The organism is Cognatishimia activa (assembly GCF_001458335.1).
Lineage (GTDB): Bacteria > Pseudomonadota > Alphaproteobacteria > Rhodobacterales > Rhodobacteraceae > Cognatishimia > Cognatishimia activa.
Genome location: NZ_CYTO01000007.1, coordinates 1 through 18,965, shown reverse-complemented (window position 1 = coordinate 18,965; position 18,965 = coordinate 1). Strand labels below are relative to the sequence as shown.

Below are 18,965 nucleotides of genomic sequence, written 5' to 3'. Positions count from 1 at the left end.
AAGGTGATTCGCGGTTGGGGATTGATTGATGGGCGAAAAACAGCGCATAGTGGCCTCAAAAAACAAATATAAAGAGCAGTAAAAGGAATAATCCTATGTCCAAGATTGCTTTGGTGGACGACGACAGGAATATCCTGACGTCCGTATCCATGACTCTTGAGGCGGAAGGTTTCGAGGTGGAAACCTATAACGATGGCCAGCAGGCACTGGACGCGTTTAACCGCAAACTCCCCGATATGGCCGTGCTGGATATCAAGATGCCACGCATGGATGGAATGGATCTGTTGCAGCGCCTACGTCAGAAGACGTCGATGCCAGTGATCTTCCTGACCTCTAAAGATGATGAAATTGACGAAGTTCTGGGCCTACGCATGGGGGCAGACGATTACGTCAAGAAACCATTCAGTCAGCGCCTTTTGGTCGAGCGTATTCGTGCGCTACTGCGCCGCCAAGAAGCGCAAAGCGGTGCAATTGTCGCTGGCGACACTGAAGATACCAAGGTCATGGAGCGCGGGGAGCTTTCCATGGACCCATTGCGTCACGCAGTGACTTGGAAAGGCAAGGACGTCACATTGACCGTGACAGAATTTCTTTTGCTTCAAGCGCTTGCGCAGCGTCCGGGTTTCGTGAAGTCCCGCGACCAGCTGATGGATGTTGCCTACGATGATCAGGTCTATGTTGATGACCGGACCATCGACAGTCACATTAAACGTCTGCGCAAAAAGATGCGCACTGCGGATACAGAATTCTCCGCAATTGAGACACTCTATGGAATTGGCTACAGGTATAACGAAGAGTAATGGCTCTGGCCGAAAACATAGGCGCAGGTCGCATGGCGCAAGGACGGGAAGGTGACGTTGTCCTCGGGGACGATTGGGTTGCACCTGAATCCACAGTGGAAAAAGAAATGCGGGGGCGCCGTGAGCGCCGCCGTTTGACACCACTGCGCCGCTCGCCACTGACGCGCAAGATCATCACATTCAACCTGATTGCTCTCTGCTTTATGGTGGCGGGCATTCTCTATTTGAACTCCACCCGCGAAAACTATGTGGAACAGCGCCAGGCGGCATTGACCTCTGAGGTCGAGCTTTTGGGTGCAGCAATGGAAGTGCAAATGCCAGCTGGCGCACCTGTGAATTTGATCACCGGCGATGGTGTGGATGTGCAGGGTACCCTTGACCGAATTCCACTCCGAAATGGAGTGAGCGCTTTGGTTGTTGATGTGGCCGGAAATCGGATTGCTGAAGCGTCAGGTGCCGCAACCAGTGCTACTGAGGGACGTAGTACACCACTCACCAATGCGATGAATTGGGTTTGGGGGCTGATTGCAGGCGCTGATGAGGTAACCGGCACCGCTGATATTTCAGAACAGTTGGACGCATTTGCGCGCGGCCTCCTTGAGGGAGGAGTTTCGAGCGAAACGATTACCGCATCAAACGGCGACGGCTATTTTGTCAGCGGTACGGTGCTTGACCAAGCAGGACGTGATGTTGGTGTGATCGTGCTGTCGCAAGCGACAGCCGAGGTCGACCAGCTTGTGCTCGCACAGCGCGAACGCGTGCTGCAGATGTTCCTTGTCGCTATCATCGTTTCCGTTGGTCTGTCAGTGGTTTTGGCGTCTACCATTTCCAACCCGCTCAGCGATCTAGCTGCAGCCGCTGAAATTGGTCGCGACCGAGATGACCGTCAGGTGAACCCAGGACGGGTTCGTATTCCTGACCTTACTGCGCGTCCTGACGAGATCGGCCGCCTGAGCACCGCGCTTCGTGGCATGGTGGGTGCGCTTTATGAGCGGATCGACAGCAACGAGCAGTTCGCGGCGGACGTTGCGCATGAGATCAAAAACCCACTGGCAAGCCTGCGCTCAGCGGTTGGCTCTCTGCGTATGGTGAAACGCGATGACCATCGCGAGAAACTGCTGAATGTGATCGAGCATGATGTGCGCCGTTTGGACCGCTTGGTGAGCGATATCTCAAACGCCTCCCGCTTGGATGCAGAGCTGGTCAAGGAAGAGGAAGAACAGTTCAACCTCGTGTCCATGATTGGCAATCTGACGCAGTATCTGGGTGAAGATGCAAAAGGTAAGGGCATCGACTTCATTTCTGACCTGCCGAGTAAGCCGATCGATATCATGGGCCTTGAGGCGCGCCTCGCACAGGTTTTTGTCAACCTCATCACCAATGCGATCAGCTTCTGTGAAGACGGCGATGCGATCCGGGTTTGGGTGCGTAAACGTCAAAATCGAGTCTTGGTCGTTGTCGAAGATACCGGGCCAGGAATCCCCGATCAGGCATTGAATAAGATCTTCAACCGGTTCTATTCCGAGCGTCCACACGAAGACTTTGGCAATAACTCCGGCCTTGGTCTGGCCATTTCGAAGCAGATTGTCGAAGCCCATGGCGGTGTGATCTGGGCCGAGAACATTCGCCCGACCGAGGCAGATATTACGTCTGACCCACTGGGCGCACGTTTCGTCGTCGGTCTTCCGGTCTAAGATGGGAGCCACCCAAACGGTAGCTCTTAGGCCGTCTCCTGAAGGAGGCGGCCTTTTGCATGGCTCCTGTGTGGCAATCGAGGGTAAGGCTGTGGTCATCGCCGGCCGATCAGGGAGTGGCAAGTCGGCATTGGCACTTGAATTGATGTCGCGCGGCGCGGAACTGGTGGCGGATGATCAAGTCATTCTAAGGGATCAAGACGATCAATTGTTTGCCCGCGCTCCCGAAGCGTTGCGCGATAAGATTGAGGCGCGGTTTGTTGGCCTTCTAAGAGCTGAGTCTGTTTCAGATGTCGTGGTCCAGCTTTGGGTGGATTTAGATCATGCGGAAAGAGATCGTTTGCCACAACAGCACACAATTAAGTGCCTTGGGGTCAAACTGCCCTTGCTATTTGCGGTATCCTCCCCACATTTCGCTTCTGCAATCCTGCAATATCTGAAACATGGTCGATACGCGTAAATGGCTTCTGAAATAGCTGCACAGCCTCGTTTGGTTCTTGTAACTGGTCCATCTGGTGCTGGTCGATCGACAGCGATCAATGTTTTGGAAGACATCGGGTTTGAAGCAATCGACAACTTGCCGATTGGTTTGGTCGAGCGGCTCTTCTCGGGGCCGCGCCTGAGCCGACCATTGGCGCTTGGGCTCGACACGCGAGGGCGCGACTTCACACCTGATGCATTAATTGATCTGCTGACTCAGCTGGAAGCGCATGACCCAGAGCTCCTGTATCTAGATTGTGAGCGAGAAGTACTTCAACGCCGCTATAGCGAGACACGGCGACGCCATCCTATGGCACCTGAAGAAAGTGCAATTGTAGGGATCGACCGTGAAAAAGAACTGTTGGTTCCGCTGCGAGACCGCGCCGATACATTGATCGATACGACTGACCTGACAGTCCATACTCTCAAGGACGCGCTGCAAAGACAATTTGCCGGAAAAAATCAGAACCTTCTGGCTGTGACGCTGGTGAGCTTTAGTTACAAACGCGGGCTGCCGAGTGGATTGGATACGGTCTACGACTGTCGTTTCTTAACAAACCCTTATTGGGAGCCGATTCTTCGCCCTTTCGATGGGCGCGACCCCGAGGTGGCGGACTACATCGAGGATGACGAAAGATTCGCACCTTTCTTCGATAAGTTGAAAGACATGATTCGGTTTCTCCTTCCGGCATATCGGGACGAGGGCAAATCACACCTTAGTATCGGTTTTGGTTGTACCGGTGGGCAACACAGGTCTGTTTTCGTAACGGAAAAACTGTCTGAGGCCCTTGCGCAGGACGGCTGGCAGGTGTCAATTAGGCATCGCGAATTAGACCGGCGCGAAGGGAGGAGCGTGTCCGGTTCTGCTGGTAGCGGAAAGGCGAAAGCGTGATCGGAATCGTCATTGTGGCCCATGGGGGCCTGGCGTTGGAATATATGGCAGCGGTTGAGCATGTGGTTGGATCACAGGCAGGAATCCGTGCGATCAGTATAAAAGCAGAATGTGACCGTTCTTTAAAACAGGACGAAATCTGCAAGGCAGCTGACGAAGTCGACACTGGTGAAGGCGTTGTGGTTGTGACTGATATGTTCGGTGGTTCACCGAGCAACCTTTCTTTGCGGGCCTGTGCGCCAGAAAACCGCCGGATCGTCTATGGTGCGAACCTTCCAATGTTGATAAAACTTGCCAAAAGCCGTCATCTTCCGGTACCGGATGCTGTCCGTGTATCATTGGATGCTGGGCGCAAGTATATCGACAGTCAGAACATCAACACCAATTGAGCCATTCATGAGCGAAACGACCAACCGGACCCTTGAGATCGTCAACGAAAAGGGCCTTCACGCCCGGGCATCCGCCAAGTTGGTCGAAGTCGTAGAAGGCTTCAATGCCAATGCGGAAGTCTCCAAAGACGGGCTGAGCGCGGGCGGAGACAGCATTATGGGTTTGCTGATGTTGGCCGCGTCTCGTGGTACAAGTATCGATGTCCAAACTTCGGGCCCTGACGCTGCGGCGCTGGCAGATGCAATAGAAGCGCTGGTCGCTAATAAGTTCGGAGAAGGCGTCTAGGCGGTCCTGAGGGCCGTCAGAGCTGGAACGAACCGAACAGGAAGTAGAACGTGTCAGACAAGTCATCGCAAATTCAGGGATCGCCAGCGGCGGCTTTAGAAGGTGGGGAAACCTACGACCGTCGCCAGCTGACCTATGCCAACTCGTTTGATGATAGCTGGACGTCAACGGCGATCAAAACCATCGAATGGTTTACCGGCAAGATCACCATCCTGCGAATGGTCAATAAGTTTGAGCGCATGAATGCAGACCACCGGGGCCAGAAATTCTGGGCCGGTGCGTTGGGCGTCATGGGCATCGACCTTCAGACACCGCAAGAACAAATCGACAATATCCCATCTGAAGGCCCGGTTGTGGTGGTTGCAAACCATCCTCATGGCATGGTGGATGGTATGATTTTTGCGGAACTCATTGGTCGCCGCCGCGAAGATTATCGCATCCTGACGCGGTCGGTTTTGACAGGTCTGGATGAAGCCGCGACCTCTTTTATGATCCCAGTGCCTTTCCCGCACGACCCTGAAGCGCAGCGCAAAATGGTTGAGATGCGTGCGAACGCGATGGATTTCCTCAAGAAAGGCGGCGTCGTTGCTGTTTTCCCATCGGGCGTGGTGTCTTCATCTGACACGATGTTTGGTCCGGTGATCGAACGTGAATGGAACGTTTTCACTGCCCAAATGATCCGTCGCTCCGGTGCGCGTGTGGTGCCGATTTACTTCCCAGGGCAGAATTCCCGCTGGTACCAAATTGCCAACCGCATTTCAGCAATCATGCGCCAGGGGCTTCTGCTGCATGAGATTGTGAAATCCTGCAACAAGCCGCAGAAGCCAGTCATTGGCAAACCATTGTCAGATGAACAGATGGAAGAACTGCAGAAAAATCCGCGCGGGTTCATGGCGTGGCTGCGGGAATATACCTTGAACCTCGGCAAAAACTCCGACGCGGTTTGATTATTGACGCCTAGCGGGTCGGAACGGGTTTTTCACCACGGTAATCATAGAAGCCGCGCTTAGATTTTCGTCCAAGCCAACCGGCTTCAACGTATTTGGTCAAAAGCGGGCAGGGGCGATATTTTGTGTCTGCCAACCCATCGTGCAGAACATTCATGATGGCGAGGCACGTATCTAGGCCGATGAAATCAGCAAGTTCCAACGGACCCATCGGATGGTTCGCGCCAAGTTTCATTGCAGCATCAATAGAAGCAACGTTACCCACGCCTTCGTAAAGGGTGTAGCAGGCTTCATTGATCATCGGGATGAGAATGCGGTTCACGATGAAGGCTGGGAAGTCTTCCGCAGACGCCGCGGTCTTGTCCAGGCGATTTACGATCGCAAGGCAGGCTTGATAGGTCTCATCATCGGTCGCGATGCCCCGGATCAGTTCGACCAGTTTCATCAACGGAACTGGGTTCATAAAGTGAAAACCCATGAACTTTTCGGGTCGATCCGTGCGGCTGGCAAGCCGGGTAATGGAAATTGACGAGGTGTTTGACGTCAGAATCGTGTGAGGCTGGATATGAGGGATAAGCCCTTCAAAGATCTTATATTTGACCTCTTCGTTTTCCGTCGCCGCTTCAACGATCAAATCCGTTTGCCCGACTTCGGGTTGGGCCAGAGTCGTCTTGATCCGTCCCATCGCATCGGATTTCGCTTCCAGAGTGATCAACTCACGCGACACCTGCCGTTCCATGTTTTTGTCGATCCGCGCGACCGCGGCTTTCAGGCTGTCCTCGGAAATGTCATTAAGCACAACATCATAGCCTGCCAGCGCCATCACATGTGCAATCCCGTTGCCCATTTGACCCGCGCCAATGACACCGACTGATTTGATTTCCATAGAACCCAACCTTTTCGCAGTTGCGCAAACACTACGCGGGGTCAGGTGGGTCCACAAGGGCTGCATTTACAAAGAATACGTCTCGTTTTGTTCATTTAAGCAAATCGCAAATGGAATCGCCGACTCTCTATGCCGGGTGAGAGAAGAGGTGGTTGAAATGACCGTACAAAGCGCGCAACGGCGTGTGCTGAATTACCGTCCATGCAGGTACGGAACGACGCGTGTGGATTTTCGTGGACCAAAAAAACGGTTGAACGGGCGATATGTGGCGTTTTTGGGTGGAACTGAAACTTACGGCAAGTTCATTTCACGGCCCTTCCCGGACATTTTGGAGGAACGACTTGGCCTTCCCTGTGTGAATTTTGGTCTTACAAATGCCGGGGTTGATGTGTTCCTAAACGAACCAGAGGTGCTTGGATTTGCGGCCCGCTCAGAAGTGACGGTCATTCAAATACTCGGTGCACAGAACATGTCTAATCGGTTCTACCGCGTGCACCCTCGCCGCAATGACCGATTTGTAGCGGCCTCACAATTGATGCGATCCGTATTTCACGACGTGGACTTTTCTGAATTCAACTTCACGCGACATATGCTGAGTGATGTGTCCAGGCAGGCGTCCGAACGGTTTTCATTTGTGCGAGAAGAGCTGCGCGCTGCTTGGTGTGCACGCATGCAGATTTTGTTGGAACGAATTGCTGGTCGAAAGCTGTTGCTTTGGTTTGCTGATCATCCACCACCTAAGAAGCTGCCGCAAACCCGCTTGGGGAGAGATCCACTATTTATCGATAGACCAATGATAGAAACGCTGCGACCGTTGGTGGACGGGGTCGTACAAGTGAGGCTCTCCGAGCAAGCACGTCTCTCTGGCACAGAGGGAATGCGTTTTAGGTCGTTGGACCAAGCTGCGGCGGCGAAGATGCTGGGACCGTTGGCTCATGAAGAAGCGGCGAACGCTCTCTACGATGAACTGCGCCCGCTATTGATGCGGTCAAAGAAAAAGGCCCGCCGTTAGGCGGGCCTTTAAATGCAATACCAGGTCAGATTAACCGAGTTTGTCAGTCAGCTCTGGAACCGCTTGGAAGAGGTCTGCAACCAAGCCATAGTCTGCAACTTGGAAGATTGGTGCTTCTTCGTCTTTGTTGATTGCAACAATAACTTTGGAGTCTTTCATACCCGCCAAGTGCTGGATCGCACCGGAGATACCAACCGCAACATAGAGGTCAGGCGCAACAACTTTACCAGTTTGACCAACCTGCAGGTCGTTGGCTGCATAGCCAGAGTCTACCGCCGCACGGGACGCACCAACGGCAGCACCCAGCTTGTCAGCAAGCTTTTCGATCAACGCGAAGTCTTCCTCGGAGCCAACGCCACGACCACCGGACACGACGATGCCTGCGGAGGTCAGCTCTGGACGGTCGCTTTCAGCAACCTTGTCCTCGACCCATTCAGAAAGACCTGGGTTATCTGCTGCAGAAATCGTTTCCACTGCTGCAGTGCCGCCTTCGCCCGCTGCGTCAAAGTTTGCAGTCCGGAAGGTGACAACCTTTTTCGCGTCAGACGACTTAACGGTCTGGATCGCGTTGCCGGCATAGATCGGACGCTCAAATGTCGCGCCATCTACAACCGCTGTTGCGTCAGAGATGATCATCACATCCAGAAGCGCAGCAACGCGCGGCAAGATGTTCTTTGCATCTGTGGTCGCAGGCGCAACGATGTGCTCATAGTCGCTCGCAAGGGATGCGATCAGAGCAGCGGTTGGTTCCGCCAAGCGGTGACCTAGGGATGCGTCTTCTGCCACGAGGACTTTGGACACGCCGTCGATTTTAGCCGCCGCGTCACCCGCTGCCGCCGCGGTTTCACCCGCCGCTAGGATAGTCACGTCACCCAAGGATTGCGCCGCAGACACAGCTTTTGCAGTTGCGTCCAGAGACAATTCACCGGCGGTGATTTCTGCAAGAAGAAGTACAGACATTATACAGCTCCCGCTTCTTTAAGTTTCTCGATCAGCTCATCTACAGAGCCTACTTTGATACCCGCGGAACGTTCCGCGGGCTCTTCTGTCTTCACGACTTCCAAACGAGGCGTTACGTCAACGCCGTAATCCGCTGGAGTCTTCTCATCCAAAGGCTTTTTCTTGGCCTTCATGATGTTTGGCAGGGATGCATAGCGAGGTTCGTTCAGGCGCAAGTCTGCTGTGACGATTGCTGGCATCTTTACAGAGATGGTTTGCAGACCGCCGTCAACTTCACGAGTGACCTTGGCGCTGTCGCCTTCAATGTCGATTTCAGAGGCAAACGCCGCCTGAGACCAACCCAGGATCGCAGACAGCATTTGGCCTGTCGCGTTCATGTCGTTGTCGATCGCCTGCTTACCGGTGATCACCAGACCTGGCTGCTCTTCTTCCACAACTTTCGCCAGCAGTTTTGCAACTGCCAGAGGCTCGATGTCGGTGTGTACGTCGTCAGCTGCATTGATCAGGATCGCACGGTCCGCGCCCATCGCCAAAGCGGTGCGCAGAGTTTCCTGAGATTGCTTAACGCCGATCGAAACCGCCACAACCTCATCGGCTTTGCCCGCTTCTTTCAAACGGATCGCCTCTTCGACAGCGATTTCGTCGAATGGGTTCATGGACATTTTTACGTTTGCAAGATCAACACCGCTGCCATCCGCTTTCACACGAACCTTCACGTTATAGTCGATCACGCGCTTGACAGGTACGAGTACCTTCATGGGCGTCACTCTCCTTAATATGTGCCAGTCAAAACGACTCGCACGTTACGCTCTCAGAGAAAGTAAATACCGTTTCGCGGACGCAGAAAATAGACAAAAACCGTCACAAAACCCCCGATGGACGTCGCGTTTTTGTGGTTTTACCTCACGGCAGGCCGAAGCGACGCCGCGTCAGCGGTTGGCGCCAGGAACCCAGAGCACGTCGCTTTTGCCGTCATCATTTGCAATGCGGGCGGCAACGAAAAACCAATCTGACAGCCGGTTGAGGTATGTGACCACATGTTGGTTCACATCTTCATGGTCGGCGAGTTCTGTCGCGAGCCGTTCCGCGCGACGCGCCACAGTTCGGCACACATGCAGATGAGCGGAGAGCGCGGAGCCGCCGGGAAGGATAAAGCTTCGCAGCGGTGCCAAAGCGCTGTTCATCTCGTCTATTTCCGCTTCCAATCGTTTGACTTGGGATTCAACCATGCGCAACGGTGGGTACTCGGCCTCTGCGTCTTTTGCCATTTCTGGTCGGCAGAGATCTGCGCCTAGATCAAAGAGGTCATTTTGGATCAAGGAAAGCCGTTGATCCATTTCATCCTTCGCAGCCAGACGGGCGACACCCACAAAAGAGTTCAGCTCATCGCTGGTCCCATACGCGTTCACACGGGCATCGTGCTTTGCGACACGGTTTCCATTGCCCAGAGCTGTCGTGCCTTTGTCGCCGGTGCGGGTGTAAATTTTGTTCAGCGTGACCACGTTGTTATCCTCCACGAAGGGCAATGAAGACGAGGATCAAGATGATCGCGACGGCTTGCGCAATGATCCGATATCGCATCAGCCTGTTGGCATGCTTTTTGTTGAATTCGCCGCCTCGGGCAAATCCTCCAATACCAATGGTCAGGATGACCAGAACCAAAAGTGTGGCAATCGCAACGACAATAAACAGCGGGTCTTCTAGCAACATAGCTCGATCCTTTCGCGTCTTAAGTTAGTTGCGTTTGCCTTGAAATCGATAGGAAAGCGATAAGAAAGCTTGCCGCAGGGTATAGAAATTAGCTTTTGGCGGTGAGCCAGTCGAGACCACGTGTGGGCAAGAAGCGGCGAAACGCACCCATCAAATATGTAGGCGTTGTGACGTAGTATCTCGGTTTGGGACGATTGGCTTCCAAAGCGTGGATCAGTTTCCGCGTCACAGCAGAAGGAGGCAGCTCAAACGCATCGTTGCCTTCTTTGAAATACAGGCGGTGTTTGAGCCTTTCATACTGTTCAGCGCGCGCGGAGTTTTCCCAATCAATCCAGCGTTCGAAATGTGGGATCGCGTTTTGACGGATCTTTGAGGTCACAGGCCCCGGTTCGATCATGATGATCTTAATTGGCGTGTCGCGCATCTCAATCCGTAGGACATCCGTTAGACCTTCAAGCGCGTATTTGGTGGCGACGTAAGCACCGCGCCAGCGGGCAGGTACAAAGCCCAGAACGGATGAGTTTTGAACAATACGTCCATAGCCTTGGGAGCGCATGACCGGGATGACGTGTTTCGTCAGTTCGTGCCAGCCAAAGAAATTAGCCTCAAAGATGTCCCGCAGGCCATCCGTGGGCAGGTCCTCCACCGCTCCGGGAACGGCGAATGCACCATTGTTGAACAAGGCATCAAGCGTGCCGCCGGTGGCATCTAAGACCTCTTTGAGGCCCGCCCGGATCGTGGTCTGTTCTTGGTAATCGATGCGCGGGCTTTCAAAACCCATGCCGATTAAGCGATCACAGTCTTCTTGTTTTCTGCAAGACGCAAATACGCGCCAGCCTTGTTTCTGCAGGCCCTGAGCTGCGTCCAATCCGATGCCTGAAGAGCATCCTGTGATAAGCACTGATTTCTGTTGCATTTGTTCCTGCCGCGCGATTTGCGGCAGGTTACGGTCGCTATTAGGCGAAGACAATTGGGCGTTTGGAATTTCCCGCTATCAGGTTCTCAGAACTCGACTTTTTTCAGAAGAGATGCGGACATCCAGCCAACGCGACCTGTTTCAACCACCTGAAGTTTAACCCAGCCAAATCCCGGATCTTGCAGGACCTGAACATCATTGCCGCGCACCAACTTACCGATGACGGAATATTCAGTGCCGGGACCGTTGCGCATATTCACGCGGCTGCCGCTGACGCGGCGGAAGTCGGGTGCTTCTTCAATCACCGTTGCTTGCGCAAAGCGATCTTCGTTTGAGGTGAGCGCGACCGCCTTCTGCTCTTCAGGGCCGAGTATCGCGCGTTCCGCAGTCGGTGTCGGCGCAGCGGCTCCGACAAGACGCCGTGTTGTCGGCACAGACGCGAGGATCAATAGTGGATTTTCATCTTTCGCGGATGCCGTAAGCAGCGCACCTTTATTGTCATCTATTTTCGTTTCGACCTTTAGAGTTTGGACCGCAGCCACATCTTCAGCAGGCGTTTCCAGAACACTTTCCTCGACTGCAGGTGCTTTAACCTCCCGCCATTGAGCCGGTTCAAAGTCAGACCCACCGCTCAGTTCGTAAAAGCCTAAACCGAGCACACCAAAACTAATCGCAATATAACGTACCATTTACCATATCCCCCATTGCACGCTAGCAGCAGCGCTATGCAACTTGGGAATCACTCTAGCATGGTGTGCAGGTGTGCCTCTGGCGGAAAAAAGGCGACGATTTCCCCGTAACCTTGCTTGTCGCGATTCAAGCGTCCCTGTATCACTTCATTATGACGGATATTATTGACGACGAAGACAGCCCATCCTTGGAAGTGGCGGAGCCACTGCGCCGAGCGATTGGCGAACGCTATCTGACCTATGCACTGAGTACGATTATGCACCGGGCGCTGCCCGATGCACGGGACGGTCTGAAGCCGGTGCACCGCCGAATCCTCTATGCAATGAACCGCCTGAAGTTGGCGTCAGGTGGCAAGTTTCTAAAGTCTGCGAAGATTTCCGGCGATACGATGGGGGACTTCCACCCTCACGGTGACGCAGCGATTTACGATGCCATGGCGCGTTTGGCGCAGGACTTTAACGTCCGGTACCCATTGGTCGATGGCCAAGGTAATTTCGGCAATATCGACGGCGATAACCCAGCGGCCTCGCGTTACACAGAAGCGCGGATGACCTTTGTGGCAGAGGCCATGCTGCAGGGTCTTGAAGAAAACGCGGTTGATTTCCGGGACAACTATGATGGGCGCCTGACGGAACCTGTCGTTCTTCCGACAGAATTTCCAACACTGTTGGCCAATGGCGCTGCCGGGATCGCCGTGGGTATGGCGACCAATATTCCGCCGCACAATATCGTTGAACTCATCGACGCCTGTCTGCACCTGATCAAAACACCAGATGCGCGCGATGACACGCTGCTGAACTATGTGCCTGGGCCTGATTTCCCGACTGGTGGCGTTATCGTTGAGCCGAAAGAAAACATCGCGAACGCCTACAAGACAGGTCGCGGGTCTTTCCGCTTGCGGTCGAAATGGGAGGTCGAAGACCTTGGGCGCGGTCAATGGCAGATTGTTGTCACTGAAATCCCGTATCAGGTTCAGAAGTCTAAGCTGATCGAAAAAGTCGCGGAGCTGATCCAGACCAAAAAGGTGCCGATCCTCGGCGATATTCGCGACGAATCCGCCGATGATATTCGTATCATCCTTGAGCCGCGCTCCAAGAATGTTGAACCAGACATTCTGATGAACATGATGTTCAAATCCAGTGATCTGGAAACACGCTTCAGCCTGAACATGAACGTTTTGATCGACGGCGTGACGCCAAAGGTCTGTTCGATGAAGGAAGTGCTGCAGGCCTTCCTGGATCACCGTCGTGATGTTCTCAAACGCCGTTCCAAACACCGTATGGACAAGATCGACCACCGGTTAGAGGTTTTGGAAGGCTTTATCATCGCCTTCCTCAACCTTGATCGTGTGATCGACATCATTCGCTATGACGATGCGCCGAAACAAGCTTTGATGGCAGAAGAGTGGGGTGGTGAGTTTGTCCGTGCCACTTCCGAGGACGACTATAAATCGCCGCTGCCTGCAAAGGGTGAAGGCGAACTATCAGAGGTCCAAGCCGAAGCCATCCTCAACATGCGCCTGCGCAGCTTGCGCCGTTTGGAAGAGATGGAACTGGTCAAAGAACGTGACGAGTTGATGGCCGAGCGTGCGGATCTTGAGGACCTGCTTGCAAGCGAAAGTCTGCAATGGACCCGCATTAGCGACCAGTTGAAAGACACCAAGAAAAAGTTCGGTAAAGACTATGACGGCGGCGCGCGCCGTACGCAATTTGCCGAGGCCGGTGAGTTCGAAGAAGTGCCGATCGAAGCGATGATCGACCGTGAACCAATAACCGTCGTTTGCTCTCAGATGGGCTGGATCAGAGCGATGTCTGGCCATATCGACCTGACCCGCGAGTTGAAGTTCAAGGATGGTGACGGTCCGCGGTTTATTTTCCACGCTGAAACCACGGATCGTTTGTTGGTCTTTGGCACGAATGGACGGTTCTATACTATGTCGGCAAGCAACCTACCTGGCGGACGTGGTATGGGGGAACCTCTGCGTCTTATGGTCGACCTGCCGAATGAAGCAGAAATTGTGGACATTTTCATACATCAATCGGATCGAAAACTGCTTGTCGCATCGACCGCGGGCGACGGTTTTGTTGTTGATGAGAATGACGTGCTTGCGCAAACCCGGACAGGGAAGCAGGTGCTGAACGTGAAAGGCGACGTGAAAGCTTTGGTTTGTAAGCCAATTGCAGGTGACAGCGTCGCTTGTGTCGGTGAAAACCGCAAAGTGCTGGTTTTTGATATCGATGAACTTCCGGTCATGGGGCGCGGCAAAGGCGTTCGGCTGCAGAAGTACAAAGACGGCGGCCTAAGCGACGCAACCACCTTCAACAAAGAAGAAGGCCTAAGCTGGAAAGATCCAGCAGGGCGCACGCGTTCGGAAACCGAGCTCGCTGAATGGACAGGGAAACGGGCTGGGACTGGGCGTATGGCGCCACGGGGCTTCCCACGCGACAACAAGTTTAATTGATGACAAGCCGGCCCGAGAGAATTGGGCCGGCTTTTTTCTTTAAGGGTCGATCGGCCGCCGGCGATCGGATGGAGTGAAGAGTGCAGGTGATATCTCCTTGGGAGGCAGCACGTTCAGGTGAGCCAGAAACAGAAGTGCCAACGCAGACCGAGTTTGCCGGACGGCGCGCTCGATTGTTTTGGTTGGCGCTGCGCATGGGTTTGCTGACCGTACTCACGCTTGGATTTTATCGGTTCTGGATGAAGACTCGTCTGCGTCGTTGGTATTGGTCTGCGTGGCGGCCGAGCGGCCATCCCTTGGAGTACGTCGGTGACCCCTGGGAGAAACTTCTTGGGTTCTTAATCGCCGTGGTCTTCTTAGCGTTCTACATTGGCATCGTGAATCTGCTTCTCATGTTCCTGAGCTTCTCTTTGTTTAATGGCAATTTCGCGGCCTATTTGTTGAGCTTTCTCGGGGTCATCCCTTTATGGTTCTATGCCCGCTACCGTGCGCGGCGATACGTCTTGGCACGAACGCGTTGGCGGGGCGTGCGTTTTGGTTTGGAGCCGGGTGCATGGGGATTTGCGGTGCGCGCCTTGTGGCACTGGTTTTTGACGATTATCACGCTAGGCGTTCTCTGGCCGCGCAAGGCGTTTTATTTGGAAAAATACATCACCGACCGCACCTATTTTGGGGCGCAAAAGCTCACCCAAAATGGCAGTTGGTTTGGTTTGTTGCGCCCGTGGGTTGGCGTGTGGCTTCCAGTTCTCGCGTCGGGATTTGCCTTCGGTGTTTTGGGATACGAGGGATACCAAGCCATGCAAAACTTTGATTGGGTTCTGGAAGATAACCCGACGCCGCCTGAGACATCTGCCTTGTGGCAGGCCCTCGTTCTAGCAGCACCAATCGTTGCTTTCATTGCTCCGATCTGGCTGCTTTTGGCTTTGGTAAACTATAATGTGAAACGGGTGCGCTACCTCACGTCTCATAAATCAGCGGGCGATGCGTCGCTCGACATCAAGCCACGCTTCTGGAAAGTCACCGGTATTTATTTCTGGGGATACTCATTTGCAGGTCTCGTAGGAGCACTCATTTTGACGCCGATCATCGTGATTATGGTTCTGGTGTTTGAGTCTGATGGAATGGCAGCCATGGGATTGGAGTCGGGGACCGTCGAAACTCTGCCGCAACCGGTTCTCACGGCCATCGCCATCGCGTCTTATTTCTTGCTGTTTTTGATGTGGTCTGTCCTGATGCACACCTTCATTCGCTTCCCGATGATGCGCCACTTTGCGTCGAGCTTAACGATCATCAATTTGGGTGAACTCGCCAATGTATCCCAAAGGCCCCGCGATGAATTTGGCGAGGCAGAAGGGTTCGCAGAAGCGTTGGATGTGGGGGCTGCGATATGAGTGATCAAACCACGATCCGCGTCGGCGAGCGACCCGCGGCGCTGGGCGCGTTGGGCACATATTTTGATGGCGAAAGCGCAGTCGCGCACCCTGCACGCATTCGTATAGAAGAAGGCCAGCAGGCCTTGGTGATCGAATTTGCGGGTCGGCACGTGCTGTGGTCACTAGAGGATGTGCGGTGGTTGCCCGATCAAGCGGATAGATCAGAACTGGTGCTCGCCAATGCGCATGATCCAGTCGCGCGGTTGATCACGGATGAGATGCGTTTGGCGAAACGGTGCCCAAACCTAACGCGCCGAAACACTCATGTGCGTCGCTCCAAGGTGTTGGCTTGGGCGTTTGGAGCCGTTGCGTCCGTCGCTCTTATTATATTTGTCTTGGTGCCAATTCTGGCGGATCAGCTAGCAGAATTTATCCCGCCAGAAGGCGAAAAGGCTCTGGGTGAGGCGACCTTGAGCCAAATCCGAACTGTGTTGGATGAAACGGGTATTGGCGAACTCCCGATCTGCGAAAACCAAGATGGGCTCGCGGCGCTCGACATGATGCGGGGCCGACTTGAAGCGCATGCTGAGTTACCGATCGAAATGACCGTGCATGTGCTCGACCATCCGATGGTCAACGCGTTTGCGCTGCCCGGTGGCCATATCATCTTGTTTGACGGTTTGATCAAGGCGGCAGAAACGCCAGAGGAAGTCGCAGCGGTCTTTGCCCATGAAATGGGTCATGTGGAAAGTCGCGACCCTACGCGCCATGCAATGCGATCTGCAGGCTCAATCGGTGTTCTGGGCCTTTTGCTTGGTGATTTCGCAGGCGGCGCTTTGGTTCTGTTCCTGACGGAACGGCTCATCGAGGCTCAGTATTCTCAAGCCGCCGAACACGAAGCGGACAATTTCGCCATGGTAACAATGGAGGCCGCCTCCATCGCGCCTGGCGCTTTGGGGGATATGTTCCACCGTCTCGCTGACCAATATGGGGAATCCGAAGGCGTACACTCTCATTTCCAGACCCACCCAACACTGACGGAACGCATCGCGCTCTCTCGGGCATGGCAGATGGATGCGGAAGCGCGTGGCTTTGCGGCGCAACCGATTATGAGCAATCAGGAATGGGTGCAACTGCGCGCGATTTGTCAGTAGGGGCGATCACGTAACTGGTTCTGCGTTCAGCCACACACCGCCTTCGGGCCGGGTTGTGAGTATCATGACAGGTTGCGGCTTTCGACCTTCGATGGGCGTGAACCTGAATGTCCCAAGCAAGGTCGCGAGGATGATCACGGCCTCCTGGATTGCAAAGCTGGCACCTATACAAATGCGGGGGCCGTCGCCAAAGGGCAAATAAGCATAACGGTCAATGGCTTTTCGATCGGCAAAGCGTTCAGGACGGAAGGCATCAGGTTCGTCCCACAGCGCTTCATTGCGGTGCAATGCATAGATAGGGATCATCACCGTATCGCCGGGACGGATTTCGCGGCCACAAAGCATGTCATCAGATTGAGCTGTGCGTGATACGATGCCGGCAGGTGGGTAAAGTCTAAGCGCTTCATCGATGATCATGCGCACATATGGCAGCTTTGAAACATCATCTCCGGTTACCGCGTTTTCGCCGCATACAGACTTTATTTCTTCGCGCGCCTTATCTTGGACGTCCTGATCGAACGCGCATAGGTAAAACGCCCAAGCAAGGCTCAAGGCAGTGGTTTCGTGACCTGCAACAATGAAGGTCAATAGGTTATCACGCAGCTCTGCGATGTTCATGCTGCGTTTGGTCTCTGGGTCTTCGCCTGCCAAGAGCAGATCCAAAAGGTCCGGAATCGCCCGAGCTCCGGCATTCTGCCGTGACACAATTGCCCGATCCGCGACCGCTTTCATGTCGCCGATCGCAGATCCATAAAACAGTCTCCCGGGGCGCGGAATCCAATCCGGCGCTCCAATCATGTCGAGGATGGAGACCTTCCCCGCGTCATCAATATAAGCATCGATCGCTTTGTGGACCGCTTGCACGTCGAAACCGCCCTCACTTGAAAAGGTGACATCTGCGATCACGTCAAAGGTGGTACCTACCATTTCATCTAAAAGGTTCACTGCTTTCGGGGATTGGTCATTAATTCGCCGACAACATTCCTCGGCTGCGGCGGTCATGATTGGCGCAAGGGCCGTTACATTGCGGTGAGAGAAGACGGGCGCCGCCGCCCGTCGTTGCCAGCGCCATTCAGCGCCCTCAGCAATAAAAAGGCTGTTTCCAATTGCAGGTTTCAAAACGTTCTTAGTGGCTTTTGATTTTGGGTAATCGTCAAGGCGATCCAGCAACATGTGCCGGATTGCGACCGGGTCCATTACCATGTGCCAGCGCACACCGACTTTGCCGGACACCATTGGTTGTTTGACCGCAAGAACCGGCAAAATTTCGAGCAGGTTTCGACGGGCGGCCTTAAGGCTTGCCCAAAGCCCAAGCGGCTTGGTCGCTAGGCTCGCTCGAACGGGTAATTGCGTCATCAGGTCTCCTTCGCTGTTAAACAGTAGCAAGCCTTCTGCCAAAATCGAGTCTCTGGCTGCAAACTGGCGACAAACTGATCGTGATCCAAGCAAGAATTGCCACAAGCCATCGCTTAGGCTATCCCATGAGGGCTTACGATTTAAGGACGTCTCTATGACCAGAATTTTCGCGCTTCTTGCTTTGGTTCTAACCCTGACGGCTTGCGCCGAAGACAGCGAAAATCCAACCAAGCTCGATCTCGGCGATTTCACACTCGGTCATAACATCGTCATTGCGCCGGATTTGCAAAAAGGTCCGACGTCACGCAATGCGACGCCAGAAGAGCTGACAGAAGCGCTCAAAGCGCAACTTGATAAACGACTGGGGCGCTATGACGGTGAGCGCATGGTGCATTTGGGCGTTAACATTGGAGCCTATGTTCTTGCGCGGCCAGGCGTTCCACTGGTTTATACGCCAAAATCAGTGCTGATTGTGACTGTGACAGCTTGGGATGATCGGGCGGGCGGAAAGTTCCATGAAAAGCCCGCACAAATTCTGGCGTTTGAAAACTTTGGCGGCACTCCGATTCTGGGGTCGGGTCATACCAAGACCCGTGAAGAACAGATCGCAGCGCTCTCGGCCAATGCCGCACGCAATATCGAGAAATGGTTGGCAGAGAATGCTGAATGTATGACGGATAACCCGTCCGAGGAGGCGCTCAGCGAGTGCTGGAAAGACAAAAAACCGGAGCAGATCGAAGAATAGATTTCTACCGCTACGGCCACCCTTTATTTGCATCAGCGCAACGTTGCTAAAAATTCATGTTTTGTAGGGATACGTGATAAAACTCCCGCTTGATTTTTTGTCCGCAAAGCAATATTTGCCGCCCGGAAGACAAATTGGGCCATTGTGAGGCCCCTAAACATAGAAGGCGCCTCGTAATGGCTAAGGAAAAGTTTGAACGTTCCAAACCGCACTG

21 protein-coding genes are annotated in these 18,965 nt (G+C 53.9%); 12 read left to right on the top strand and 9 right to left on the bottom strand.

Going from position 1 to position 18,965, the window contains the following annotated elements; all coding sequences use genetic code 11:
- The first annotated feature begins 95 nt into the window (after positions 1-95).
- The 7 genes from TA5113_RS02910 to TA5113_RS02880 are packed head-to-tail and all read left to right on the top strand — an operon-like array spanning position 96 to position 5,488.
- Positions 96-800: a response regulator transcription factor gene (locus TA5113_RS02910; protein WP_058316315.1), complete on the top strand. Its 705-nt coding sequence runs from the start codon at positions 96-98 to the stop codon at positions 798-800.
- A 32-nt stretch (positions 801-832) separates the two neighbouring features.
- Positions 833-2,494 (top strand): sensor histidine kinase, encoded by a 1,662-nt coding sequence (locus TA5113_RS02905; RefSeq protein WP_058316344.1) that lies wholly within the window; start codon positions 833-835, stop codon positions 2,492-2,494.
- 55 nt (positions 2,495-2,549) lie between these two features.
- Positions 2,550-2,954: an HPr kinase/phosphorylase gene (locus TA5113_RS02900; protein ID WP_245627196.1), complete on the top strand. Its 405-nt coding sequence runs from the start codon at positions 2,550-2,552 to the stop codon at positions 2,952-2,954.
- Positions 2,955-3,866: an RNase adapter RapZ gene (rapZ, locus tag TA5113_RS02895; protein WP_058316317.1), complete on the top strand. Its 912-nt coding sequence runs from the start codon at positions 2,955-2,957 to the stop codon at positions 3,864-3,866.
- Positions 3,863-4,255, top strand: coding sequence for a PTS sugar transporter subunit IIA (locus tag TA5113_RS02890; RefSeq protein ID WP_058316318.1), 393 nt, complete (start codon positions 3,863-3,865; stop codon positions 4,253-4,255). The genes rapZ and TA5113_RS02890 overlap by 4 nt, the downstream gene beginning before the upstream one ends.
- A gap of 7 nt (positions 4,256-4,262) precedes the next feature.
- Positions 4,263-4,541 (top strand): HPr family phosphocarrier protein, encoded by a 279-nt coding sequence (locus TA5113_RS02885; protein ID WP_058316319.1) that lies wholly within the window; start codon positions 4,263-4,265, stop codon positions 4,539-4,541.
- A gap of 50 nt (positions 4,542-4,591) precedes the next feature.
- Positions 4,592-5,488 carry a lysophospholipid acyltransferase family protein gene (locus TA5113_RS02880; protein WP_058316320.1) on the top strand — a complete coding sequence of 299 codons (897 nt, stop codon included), beginning with the start codon at positions 4,592-4,594 and terminating at the stop codon, positions 5,486-5,488.
- A 10-nt stretch (positions 5,489-5,498) separates the two neighbouring features.
- On the opposite strand, the gene TA5113_RS02875 is transcribed toward TA5113_RS02880, so the two are convergent.
- A complete protein-coding gene (locus tag TA5113_RS02875; protein ID WP_058316321.1) occupies positions 5,499-6,374 on the bottom strand; it encodes a 3-hydroxybutyryl-CoA dehydrogenase in 876 nt (291 codons plus the stop codon).
- Positions 6,375-6,531: 157 nt separating this feature from the next.
- On the opposite strand from TA5113_RS02875, the gene TA5113_RS02870 reads away from it, so the two are divergent.
- A complete protein-coding gene (locus TA5113_RS02870; protein WP_058316322.1) occupies positions 6,532-7,386 on the top strand; it encodes a DUF6473 family protein in 855 nt (284 codons plus the stop codon).
- Positions 7,387-7,416: 30 nt separating this feature from the next.
- Here the strand turns inward: TA5113_RS02870 and TA5113_RS02865 are convergent, their stop codons facing one another.
- The 6 genes from TA5113_RS02865 to TA5113_RS02840 form a co-directional block, all read right to left on the bottom strand.
- The gene (locus TA5113_RS02865) at positions 7,417-8,346 is read right to left on the bottom strand and encodes an electron transfer flavoprotein subunit alpha/FixB family protein (protein ID WP_058316323.1); all 930 of its coding nucleotides are present in this window, start codon (positions 8,344-8,346) and stop codon (positions 7,417-7,419) included.
- A complete protein-coding gene (locus TA5113_RS02860; protein WP_058316324.1) occupies positions 8,346-9,104 on the bottom strand; it encodes an electron transfer flavoprotein subunit beta/FixA family protein in 759 nt (252 codons plus the stop codon). Before TA5113_RS02860 ends, TA5113_RS02865 begins: the two co-directional genes overlap by 1 nt.
- Positions 9,105-9,275: 171 nt before the next feature.
- Positions 9,276-9,848 (bottom strand): cob(I)yrinic acid a,c-diamide adenosyltransferase, encoded by a 573-nt coding sequence (locus TA5113_RS02855; RefSeq protein ID WP_058316345.1) that lies wholly within the window; start codon positions 9,846-9,848, stop codon positions 9,276-9,278.
- 4 nt (positions 9,849-9,852) lie between these two features.
- Positions 9,853-10,053: a twin transmembrane helix small protein gene (locus TA5113_RS02850; protein WP_058316346.1), complete on the bottom strand. Its 201-nt coding sequence runs from the start codon at positions 10,051-10,053 to the stop codon at positions 9,853-9,855.
- Between the two features lie 91 nt (positions 10,054-10,144).
- The gene (locus TA5113_RS02845; protein ID WP_058316325.1) at positions 10,145-10,972 is read right to left on the bottom strand and encodes an SDR family NAD(P)-dependent oxidoreductase; all 828 of its coding nucleotides are present in this window, start codon (positions 10,970-10,972) and stop codon (positions 10,145-10,147) included.
- Positions 10,973-11,058: 86 nt separating this feature from the next.
- Positions 11,059-11,661, bottom strand: a complete 603-nt coding sequence (locus TA5113_RS02840; RefSeq protein ID WP_058316326.1) for an SH3 domain-containing protein — start codon at positions 11,659-11,661, stop codon at positions 11,059-11,061.
- A gap of 152 nt (positions 11,662-11,813) precedes the next feature.
- On the opposite strand from TA5113_RS02840, the gene TA5113_RS02835 reads away from it, so the two are divergent.
- The 3 genes from TA5113_RS02835 to TA5113_RS02825 all read left to right on the top strand — a co-directional run bounded on the left by TA5113_RS02835 (position 11,814) and on the right by TA5113_RS02825 (position 16,650).
- Positions 11,814-14,123: a DNA topoisomerase IV subunit A gene (locus TA5113_RS02835; protein ID WP_058316347.1), complete on the top strand. Its 2,310-nt coding sequence runs from the start codon at positions 11,814-11,816 to the stop codon at positions 14,121-14,123.
- Between the two features lie 80 nt (positions 14,124-14,203).
- A complete protein-coding gene (locus TA5113_RS02830) occupies positions 14,204-15,514 on the top strand; it encodes a DUF898 family protein (protein ID WP_245627197.1) in 1,311 nt (436 codons plus the stop codon).
- Positions 15,511-16,650, top strand: coding sequence for a M48 family metallopeptidase (locus tag TA5113_RS02825; RefSeq protein WP_058316327.1), 1,140 nt, complete (start codon positions 15,511-15,513; stop codon positions 16,648-16,650). The genes TA5113_RS02830 and TA5113_RS02825 overlap by 4 nt, the downstream gene beginning before the upstream one ends.
- 6 nt (positions 16,651-16,656) lie before the next feature.
- Here the strand turns inward: TA5113_RS02825 and TA5113_RS02820 are convergent, their stop codons facing one another.
- A complete protein-coding gene (locus tag TA5113_RS02820) occupies positions 16,657-18,006 on the bottom strand; it encodes a cytochrome P450 (protein ID WP_058316349.1) in 1,350 nt (449 codons plus the stop codon).
- A 154-nt stretch (positions 18,007-18,160) separates the two neighbouring features.
- Here TA5113_RS02820 and TA5113_RS02815 point away from each other — a divergent pair, with 154 nt between their 5' ends.
- Positions 18,161-18,751 carry a hypothetical protein gene (locus TA5113_RS02815; RefSeq protein ID WP_058316328.1) on the top strand — a complete coding sequence of 197 codons (591 nt, stop codon included), beginning with the start codon at positions 18,161-18,163 and terminating at the stop codon, positions 18,749-18,751.
- Between the two features lie 32 nt (positions 18,752-18,783).
- Here the strand turns inward: TA5113_RS02815 and TA5113_RS17065 are convergent.
- On the bottom strand, positions 18,784-18,965 hold a 182-nt coding region (locus tag TA5113_RS17065), incomplete at its 5' end, for a hypothetical protein (RefSeq protein WP_058316603.1).